This is a genomic window from Erythrobacter epiphyticus, assembly GCF_034653295.1.
Lineage (GTDB): Bacteria > Pseudomonadota > Alphaproteobacteria > Sphingomonadales > Sphingomonadaceae > Erythrobacter.
Genome location: NZ_JAYEEU010000010.1, coordinates 189,581 through 198,959, shown reverse-complemented (window position 1 = coordinate 198,959; position 9,379 = coordinate 189,581). Strand labels below are relative to the sequence as shown.

General features: G+C 59.9%; 6 protein-coding genes. 1 reads left to right on the top strand and 5 read right to left on the bottom strand.

Going from position 1 to position 9,379, the window contains the following annotated elements; translation table 11 throughout:
- A partial coding sequence (locus SOQ14_RS14130; protein WP_322898765.1) for a transposase domain-containing protein occupies window positions 1-254 on the top strand: 254 nt, incomplete at its 5' end.
- A 454-nt stretch (window positions 255-708) separates the two neighbouring features.
- Here the strand turns inward: SOQ14_RS14130 and SOQ14_RS14125 are convergent.
- From SOQ14_RS14125 to SOQ14_RS14105, 5 genes are all read right to left on the bottom strand, one after another.
- A complete protein-coding gene (locus SOQ14_RS14125; protein ID WP_322898764.1) occupies window positions 709-1,542 on the bottom strand; it encodes a 2OG-Fe(II) oxygenase in 834 nt (277 codons plus the stop codon).
- A gap of 402 nt (window positions 1,543-1,944) precedes the next feature.
- Window positions 1,945-2,952 carry a hypothetical protein gene (locus SOQ14_RS14120; protein WP_322898763.1) on the bottom strand — a complete coding sequence of 336 codons (1,008 nt, stop codon included), beginning with the start codon at window positions 2,950-2,952 and terminating at the stop codon, window positions 1,945-1,947.
- Window positions 2,945-3,592 carry a 4'-phosphopantetheinyl transferase family protein gene (locus tag SOQ14_RS14115; RefSeq protein ID WP_322898762.1) on the bottom strand — a complete coding sequence of 216 codons (648 nt, stop codon included), beginning with the start codon at window positions 3,590-3,592 and terminating at the stop codon, window positions 2,945-2,947. Before SOQ14_RS14115 ends, SOQ14_RS14120 begins: the two co-directional genes overlap by 8 nt.
- Before the next feature lie 89 nt (window positions 3,593-3,681).
- The gene (locus tag SOQ14_RS14110; protein WP_322898761.1) at window positions 3,682-8,343 is read right to left on the bottom strand and encodes a MupA/Atu3671 family FMN-dependent luciferase-like monooxygenase; all 4,662 of its coding nucleotides are present in this window, start codon (window positions 8,341-8,343) and stop codon (window positions 3,682-3,684) included.
- Window positions 8,344-8,370: 27 nt separating this feature from the next.
- Window positions 8,371-9,375 (bottom strand): glycosyltransferase family 2 protein, encoded by a 1,005-nt coding sequence (locus SOQ14_RS14105; RefSeq protein WP_322898760.1) that lies wholly within the window; start codon window positions 9,373-9,375, stop codon window positions 8,371-8,373.
- Window positions 9,376-9,379: the final 4 nt, after the last annotated feature.

The following is a 9,379-nucleotide window of genomic DNA, read 5'->3' as shown; positions in this document are numbered from 1 at the left end:
ATGGACGCATCGATCTCGACAACAACGCCGTTGAGCGCGCCATCCGTCCGCTCGCCTTGGGCCGCAAGAACGCCCTGTTCGCCGGCTCCGACGAGGGTGGCGACAACTGGGCGGTGATCGCCACGCTCATCGAAAACTGCAAGCTCACCGGCATCAACCCACACACATGGCTGGCCGCGACGCTCACCAGGCTCGCCAATGGCCACCCCGCATCGCGGATAGACGAGCTCACCCCACACGCTCATGTGGCCTGAGAACACCGCTTACGCTTTACCGCAATTTCACGCTTGCACGGTGCGGATAATATGGGCTCACGAGGTCGACTATTCGTTCCGATGTTCGGTCGTGTCCTGATTGCAGACAGGATCGGCTGCGCCTCTCAGACGTTTTACGAGTGCTTGAAGGAAGCCAAGGTCAGTCGCAACAAGCTTCGGCTTACCACAATCATTGCGCGCTGTGGCAGGACCTATCGCGGCTGTCAGAGAGAGCGAAGCGTGACCTCACTCTTACGTCAGCAATGCATCAGAAACCGGCGCTCTATAATCAGTCTGCTTGACGACGATCGCCTCCTAAGCGTCCGTAAACTTTGATGCATTCATGCCAGAGATCCTTGCCATCCAACGGAGTCCCCAGCGAAAGACTTAGCCACAAATATTCCAATTCTCGGCTGGCAAGGCAGGTCGCCCCTCTTCCGGCTGATGCTCGTGGTCAGAAGCCAAGTTTGCGAAGGCGCGGCGCGAGCTTGCGGTGTAGGAACGGCGGCAGCACGTCCGCAAGCATCTCTTGCCGCGCAATACGGCGGTCGCTCTGGTCGGCTGTTCCCGGACGCGGCTTGAAAAGTGTCGTGTGCGATTTTCGCGTCGCATCCCACGTCGCCGTGTAATAGTAGAGTGCGATCGACATTCGAGGTTGCCCGTCAGGATGGCTCACAGGCTCAGGGTTGCCGTGCCAGCTGGTCGAGGAGGTGTTGAAAATACACATTCTGTTGAATAGCGGCACGAACCCTTCGACCTTTGCGGTCATGTCATCGTTCCAGACTTCGAATGAACCTCCGTACTCCTCCTTCCAGTCCTTGTTGAGATAGATCAACATGTTCACTCGCCGCTCTAAGTTGAGAAGAGCATGGTGGTTGAAGTCGGCATGGATGTCGAGGTGACCGCCGTTGTGAACCACATGAATGCCGCCTCCGGCGAAGTATGGATCCGGAATCAGACGCTTGATACCGGTCAGTTCCTCAAGGAAAGCGAGCACGGGACGCGAGTTCAGGGCGTAGAAAAGTCGCCGTGTATATTCGGGTAGACGCTCGGGGATATAGCTGGTCTTCAGCCGTTCCTGTGGGCGATCGAAACTCGTTTCCACCTCGGGCAGCACCTTGAGCTCGTCCTTGACGCGCTCAAGGATCTCAGGTGCAAGGAAATCGTCGTAGCCCCCATAGGGAAATGGTTTACGGCTGCGGTAAGTCTCGGAATGCGGGGTGGCGGCGGCTCGGGCTTCGGCCGGAGACAGAAGCAGCGTTTCCGGATCGAGGGGTAGCATGGGCATGACGGTGTCCTTGGCAAATGAACTAAGAAACCGGGAAAAACATGATCGGGTAGTGCAGTTCTATCCAGTAAGTTTTTCCATAGCCAATAGTGTCGCAAGGATCATTACCACGTGCGTCATATTTGGACACCTCTAACGACCGGTTGCTTTTGGCCTTATGATGGTGCGGTGGGTCTGATGCCTTCGCGCCAAACCTCCTTGCCCAGCCAAGGAAACCTACGGGAGGAGATTCTACCCGCAAGGTCGTTCGATATCCTGATGCGCCAAGGAATGTGGTCTTTGTCGTCCCATTGCACCGCCTTTGTCGTTCCGCTGTGCAACGCGTGCCAAGTCACGTAGGTGTAGACGCGCACGTCCGAATGGTTGGAGAAAGGACGTCATCCATGAGCTCACGCGAGCCCATTACGATGCTGACCCTTCGCTGAGAGCAAGAGGCACCGTGTCCGTCCCTACGACTCCTGTGAGGGGCGTGGACGTGACCACTTGCCACACCACGGCCTGCATCAATTCCGCCGTTTCGGCCGACGGTGCCTGCGCCGGGGTCCCATCAGCGCGGAGAAGCGCCCGAGGCAATCCGGCCGGAGACCGACCGAACAAGACGGCGAAATGCGTCAACGCAACGAGATAGGCGCCGATATCATTGAAGTGGATCCTGTCGGTCATCAGGTCGCCAACCCCCGATACGTCCTCCAGGCCGCCACGTTCATCCACAGCGCGCAGAAAGGCGGCCATGACCTGCCCTCCGGGAATGACATAGATCGGTTCGGTCCCGCCGGTTTCGGCGAGCGCCGGCCGAAGAATCGAATCCAGCCAGTATCGGTTCCAATCTGCATCGATCCGGTTCAGCCAGCCTTCGGGATCATTGGTTTCGTGCCATGTCTCGTACAGGTAGATACGAATTCCAGGCTTTGCGGCGCGCGCTTTGGCTGCCCAGCGCCGAAGGAAATCCCAGCTATCAAAATACGCGATCGCGTCCCGTATCTCGACCATCTCGGTCAAGATAAGCGCGTCGTACTCTCCACTCGTGAGGGCATCGTGAGCATCACGGTACCGTGGATGGGCATTTTCGGAGTCAAACCCCTTGATCGGTTCGTTTTGATCCCAGTGCGCCTTAAGGGTGGTGCCCCAGCCAAGCTGACTTTCATAGGCGTAGGCGCCATCAGCCAACTGCGTGAGCATCGCAGGCATGTCCCGGCCCACCAGGCTGTGGCCGATGTGAAATCCGCGCAGACCGCCCGAGGGTGGTTCAAGCGGCTCGGAGTAAAGCCGCTGCATGCGCGCGGCAGACAAGGGTGCCGGAAGATCGGGTGCGGGTCGTTTGCCGCCGCGCCACAGATACGCAGCGCCGCCAAGTGCGGCGATCCCGAGCAGTGCCAGTGGGGCCGCGAGAATATGTCGACGACTAGCCATGGGCGACCTGTACCTTGCGCAAGGTCAACTGTTCCCACCGCTCGATAGGTATCGAGGCAACTGTCAACACGTGATCGCCAATCAAGGCATAGCCACCCTGCAGCGTGTCGCCTGCTCGAAAACTGCCGATGCTCTTTTCGAACCTGGCCACAAAGCGTTGAGATTGAGGCATTAAGCGGATCGACAATGCATCGAACCCGAGCACCGATCCAGTCAGGGGAAACTGGCATTTGTAAGCCGCTTCCTTGGCCGAGAAGACTTCCACGTAATGTTGTTTGGTTAACGGCGCGGCGGCTCCACTCTCGAGCTCTAGGCCATCGCCTTCATGAATGACTTCCGCTGCGATATCAGGCGGAAGCGTAACGTTGGGTTCGACGTCGATGCCGATCGCGGCATATCGTCTGGAACGGCTGATCGCGGCCAGACAAATATCCGAACTGTGGGCAATGCTGCCGACGATACCTGGCGGCCAGACAGGGGCGCGGTCCACGCCCATAGGCACGGCGAATGGTTCGGAGCCGTCGGCTATCGTCGCCATCCGTATTGCGGCCCTGCCAGCTGCGAATTCATTCTTGCGTTGTGGCACCATGCCCGCAGTGCAGTGCAGTTCTGCGGGTAACAGATTGGCGGCATCGCCCATCGCCGGTTGCGCATACCCAACGGAGACCGAGGGACCAAGAAGTCTCCTCGCCGCGCGCGCAAACTCGGCGACGTGGTCGGACGAACATATCATGCCGACTCCCTTCGCCGTGCGCGCATCTCGCGGCGGCGCGACATGACATCCTGGCGCATCTGACCGCGACTTTGACCCGCCATGTCGGAGGTTTCCTGAACGACAGGCACGGCCTTTTTAGCTCCGGGTAGCGGCTGGTCAGGCGCAAGGTGTCGCGACAAGGCACCTAGGGTGGGAAAGCGGAAGATGTCGGTGATGCTTAACTTGGCCGGTCCGAAGATCGCCTTGAGCTCGCGATGGACCTGCACCGCCAGCAGGGAATGCCCCCCGAGCGAAAAGAAGTTGTCGTTGGGTGTGATCTGGGAGACACCGAGCACCCCTCTCCAGACCGCTGCGATCTGTTCCTCGACATTGCCTGATGGCACTGGTGCGTCTGCGGGCTTTGCGATGGTGTTCGGCGCCTCTGTCACCCGGTCTGCGGGCAAGGTGTCGACGGGCTTGGGTAATGCCTTGCGATCCACCTTCTTGTTCGGCGTCAGCGGGAAAGCATCAAGCTGAACATAATGTGCGGGGACCATGAAATCGGGAAGCCTCGCTGCAAGGGCGGTACGCAACGCGACCGGAGAGATAGTCGCATCTGACAGCAGATATGCCACAAGGCGCACGTCCGCTGGCGTGTCCTCGCGTGCGATCACCACGGCCTGGCGAATAGTTGGCTGCTCTTCCAGCGCGGCTTCTATTTCGCCAAGTTCGACACGGTAACCACGGATCTTCAACTGGTTGTCTGCCCGTCCGAGGAAATCGATCCGACCGTCAGGTAACCATTTGGCCAGATCCCCTGTACGATACATCCGGGCACCCGCGCGACCCGCAAAGGGATCGGGACGGAACCGTTCGGTTGTCAGATCCGGGCGCTTCCAATACTCCCGCGCCACGCCGTCACCGCCGATGAAGAGCTCGCCCGGCACCCCGACCGCTTGCGGTTGTTCATCGACATCCAGCACATAGAACTGTGTGTTCGCGATCGGCCGTCCGATGCTTACCGTTCCCTCATCTCCTGTCGTCAACTCTGTCGACGACCAGATCGTCGTCTCGGTCGGGCCATACATGTTCTGGATCGGGCGACCGACGATGTCCGCAAGGTCCCTGGCGAGTCGACCGGGGAGAGCTTCCCCGCCGATCATGATGTGCTCGACCTGGCCAAGCGCCGCGCGTGCGCCGGGATCGGCTAGCAGAAGGCGGGCCATAGAAGGTGTGCATTGCAAATGAGTCACCTTGTTACGGCAGATCTGCGCAGCGATGGAAAAATCTTTGTCGTCCAGCTCGATATCGTGGTTCGTCCGGCGCAAGACCTCAGCAAGTGGGGTCAACCCGTCAATGACCTGCGGCACCGATATGCCGTAATCGATAAGGCATGCGATTTCGTTGATTCCGATCGCTTTGAGGTCCTCGACACGCCGGACGGCGTCTTCGATCGTCCCGAAGAGGCCCGACTCCTCGAAATAGCGGCGGAATGCGAATTCCAGGATCGCTTCCATTTCCTCGTCGTCCATGCCGTCGAGGTCGATCTGCGTCGGGTTCGACACACCCTGCGGCTTCTTGAAGGCTGGGAAAGCCCAAGCGTATTGCTTGATCAGCCCGGCGGCGCTGCGCAGGTAGTTCTTCATCGGCTCGCGCGCCGTCTCCCGCGCGCCGTCGCGGCTATCGGCGATGTAGGTGTGCAGCATCAGTGTGACGGTGTAAGCGGCCGGGTCGTATCCCGCATCTTTCAGTGCGGCGTGGTAGATCCCGATCTTTTCGGCAACCTCTTCGATGCTTTGGCCCAGAAGATGCGTGAGCACATTGGCTCCGATCCGTCCGGCTTCTTTCCAAGTATCGGGGTTGCCAGCGGTTGTGACCCACACCGGCAAGTCCTTAGACACCGGGCGCGGTTGTGTGACCACGTCGATGGTGCCGCCTAGCGGGCGGTCGAACGCTACCGGTTCACCGCGCCAGAGCTTACGCAATGTTTCGATCGCGTCCAGCATCGCGGCCTTGTTGTTGGGCGGAGCGTTCTCGGGCCGCAGGAGGAAATCGTCCGGTTGCCAACCTGATGCAATCGCCAGCCCGGCCCGCCCGTTGGTGAGGTTGTCGATCACCGCCCATTCCTCGGCGATCCGTGCTGTATGGTGCAGGGGAGCGACGCAGCTGCCGGCACGCACGCCGATCCGCTTTGTTACCGCCGCCACCGCAGCCCCGGTCACCGATGGGTTCGGATAAGGGCCGCCAAAAGCATGGAAGTGCCGTTCCGGCGTCCAAACTGCGCAGAACCCGTTTGCATCGGCGATCTTCGCACCTTCGAGCAGAAGCTCGTACTTTTTTGGACCGACACCATCATCATTGCCCCAATAGAAAAGACTGAACTGCATGCCCTTTCCTGACCGGGCTACACCGTCGGATGGCGTCAGCCGTGCCTCTTCGCTGACGATGACGACCTTGAAGCCCCGGGCGAGTGTGTAAAACAGCTCCAGAACCGAGATGTCGAAATTCAGGCTCGTCACCGCCAACCAGGTCCCGGCTGGCTCATGCGGGACGCGATCATCCATCCCGCGGAAAAAGTTCATTACGTTGCGGTGTTCCAGCACCACACCCTTGGGCCGTCCCGTCGAACCGGAGGTATAGATCAGGTATGCAGCGTCATGCCCTGCCGCTGCGCTCTTCGGCGCGTCGGTGGCAGCGACGTCAATCCGCTCGTCATGGTCGATAAGCAAAGACTGTGCGGCGCTTGCGGGCAAAGTATCGGCGAGTTGGGCAGAGGTGACAATCACCTTGACCCCACTGTCTTCGATGTAGAGGCCCGTGCGATCGGCGGGATATGCCGGATCCATGGGAACATAAGCCGCACCTGCCTTCAGGATCGCGAGAGCGGCAACCACCAGATCGAGGGATCGCGTCAGATAGAGACCGACGAACGTGCCGCGGCCGACACCCATATCGCGCAAGACATGCGCCACCTGGTTCGCACGGGCATCAAGATCGGCATACCTGAGCTCCTGGTCTTCGAAAACGAGCGCGACCGCATCGGGCGTCCGCGCGGCCTGTTCTTCGAACGCGCCGTGCATCGTTTGATCGTGGTTGTACTCGACCTCCGACTGGTTCCAGATTCGAGTGACAAGTTCCCGTTCATGATCGGACAGGATGGGAACTGACGCGAGCGTGATGTCCGCGTCGTCCTTGAGTGCCGCAGCCACGCGTTCGATCCGCGCGGCCAAGAGCTTCGCCGTATCCGTGTCGATCCTTGCGCCATCATGGAACAGGCGAAGCCCGCTATCGGACGAGTGCAGCGTGACCGCCGTGCCGGAGATCAGGCCAGGCTTACGCGCCTCGCTGAAGCCGACTTCAGGCACGGTTGCGGCGGCAATCGCCGGATCCCGTAGTACGATGTCCAGAGCGAAACTCGGATGCGCGCGGGCGCGCACGAGCTGCGCGTCGGCATAGTCCGCGAGCGCCGCTAAGGTGACCTTGCCCTCGACAGCGATCCGCAAGGGCACCCAGTCGCTAAAATAGCCAGCGGAGCATGGCACTGGGTTGCCGGCATAAGCAAAGTCAATCGCATCCCTGCCGGTGCTCCGCAGGGCGGCGGCGGCCAGAACGCCAAAAACCCGATTGCCGTCAAGGCCGGCGGGAACGACAATTGGTAGCTCCCCGACCGACGCAGCCTCTTTCGCGGGACGTGCCAGCCCCAGATCTGAAGGAACTGGATTGGCAAGCAGCGCCCGCACCGTGTTTTCGCGCGGAGCTGCCTGCGCCATTGCTGCAGTCAGACTGTCTTTGTCGTCGTTCGCATGAAGCGTGGCGCCTGCCTTGGTGTACTTGGCCGGATCGATAGGCCTGCCGGTTGCATCGGTTAACCCCGACAGTCTCACGCTCCCCTCGATTGTAGCGACGAGGACATTGTCGTTTTCAACCTCAAGCACTGTTCCCGGGGCAGCCTCACCGCTGGGCTCCCGCACAGCCGTCCGGATACTGGCCACAAGGCCACCGAGGTCCACCTTCGGCGTGGTCAGCGGGTTGAGGTAATCGCCATGATTGAGCGCGCGCACGAAGGCAGTAAGGCGGTCGGCGGTCCAATTGAAATCAACCCGTCCCGCGGCAGCTGGGCGATCCGCGCGGGCGAAGATCGTGCGCATGCTGAAATCCTGGATTTCCTTGGAAAGGCTCCCGGCTTCCAATGTCTCGACGAGGGGGACGAAGCTTTCGATCGCGGCGGCGAAGCATTTCGCGTTGAGAGTGAAGGCCGTCTCATCATCGTCGATTGTAATGGCCTGCCGCATCACGATCTCACCGGCATCGACCTCCTCGGTGATCATATGCCAGGTGATGCCATGATCGCGCTCGCCGTTGAGAAGTGCCCAGACCGGAGCATTGAGGCCGGCATAGGCTGGCAACGGCCCATCATGGAAATTGATTGCCCCGCGGCTGGCGAGGGCAAGAACATCTTCGGGTATCAGAGAGAGGTTTGCGATACTAAAAAGCCAGTCCACCTTGGTCTGACCAAGGCGGATGGCGAGATTTCTGCCGGGCTGTTCGGCCGGGATACCGTTTTCCCGGGCCCAATTCGCGATCGATGGTGTCCGCGTGACGACCGCGCTGATCGTGTGCCCGCGCTCAAGGAGGATTTGACCGCATTGCACCAGCAACGCTTCGTTGCCGATAAGGATCGAGGAGAATCTTGCCATGGTGAATTCCTTCTTGGCGATGTCGGCTCAATCGACAATGCTAGTCTGGGGTAACATTGACTGGGGCAGGGGCTGGTTTGGTCTTGGGCGGCTGAGGCTGTGTTGGATCAGATCACGCAGAAAACGCTCCGGCACATGTGATTTGCGGCCCGAGATCAAACAGCGAAGGCGCCAGATCAATGCCCCGGCGATATGTGCCAGGGTGGCGACGGTTGCATAAGCCCGTCCGTGGTTCTTGACGAAGTAGTAGCGGCGCGAGTCGAACCAGTAGGACGGCGTGCGGCCCCACTGCTTCATTCCTGTCGAAACCGAGCCGATGTGTGTGACCTCACTTTCGCGCACATACATGGTCCCGTAGCCCGCAAGACTGGCCCTGCGGCACAGATCGGTTTCCTCGTAATAAAGAAAGAAGGTTTCATCAAAACACCCGATCTCGTCGAGCACGGACCGGCGTATCATAACGCTTGCGCCTGCCAGCCAATCGACCCGGACGGTGCGTTCCGGCAAAGGCAAGGGCACGATCGAGTTCCTTAAGAGTCGGCTTATGGGCCCGGTATGCGCGGCGCCTTCAAACTCGCTTGCGATCGAGGGAAACCGAAAAGCCGTTTGATGCGGGTCGCCATCCGGGCCCTTGATGTAACTTCCGGCCAGACCGATCTGGTGGTCGGACTCCAGGACCTCAAGCAGGGCGCGGATCGCGCCGCGATCGGGAAAGGCATCGGAATTTAGGCAATAGATATAGTCGGGTTTGCTCTTGTTCGACATGTTCTGCCGGATGCCAAAGTTGTTGCCTGCACCATATCCGCCGTTGCGGCCCGACGCGACTACTCTGACCTTGCTCTGATCCGCCCATCCACGCTGTAGCGCGGCCTCACACAGCATCTCAAACGATCCGTCACCGGAATTGTTATCGACGATGACCATCTCGGCATCGAGATCCTCCATGCCACACAGGGCCGCCTCAGCTGCGCGCAGCGTCATGTCAGCGGTGCGATAATTCAGAAGGACAACAAGGATACGGGGCTCTGCCATTACG

Coding starts and splice junctions, on each gene's coding strand:
- SOQ14_RS14125 (WP_322898764.1), bottom strand. CDS start 1,542: ATGCCCATGCTACCCCTCGATCCGGAAACGCTGCTTCTGTCTCCGGCC.
- SOQ14_RS14120 (WP_322898763.1), bottom strand. CDS start 2,952: ATGGCTAGTCGTCGACATATTCTCGCGGCCCCACTGGCACTGCTCGGG.
- SOQ14_RS14115 (WP_322898762.1), bottom strand. CDS start 3,592: ATGGGCGATGCCGCCAATCTGTTACCCGCAGAACTGCACTGCACTGCG.
- SOQ14_RS14110 (WP_322898761.1), bottom strand. CDS start 8,343: ATGGCAAGATTCTCCTCGATCCTTATCGGCAACGAAGCGTTGCTGGTG.
- SOQ14_RS14105 (WP_322898760.1), bottom strand. CDS start 9,375: ATGGCAGAGCCCCGTATCCTTGTTGTCCTTCTGAATTATCGCACCGCT.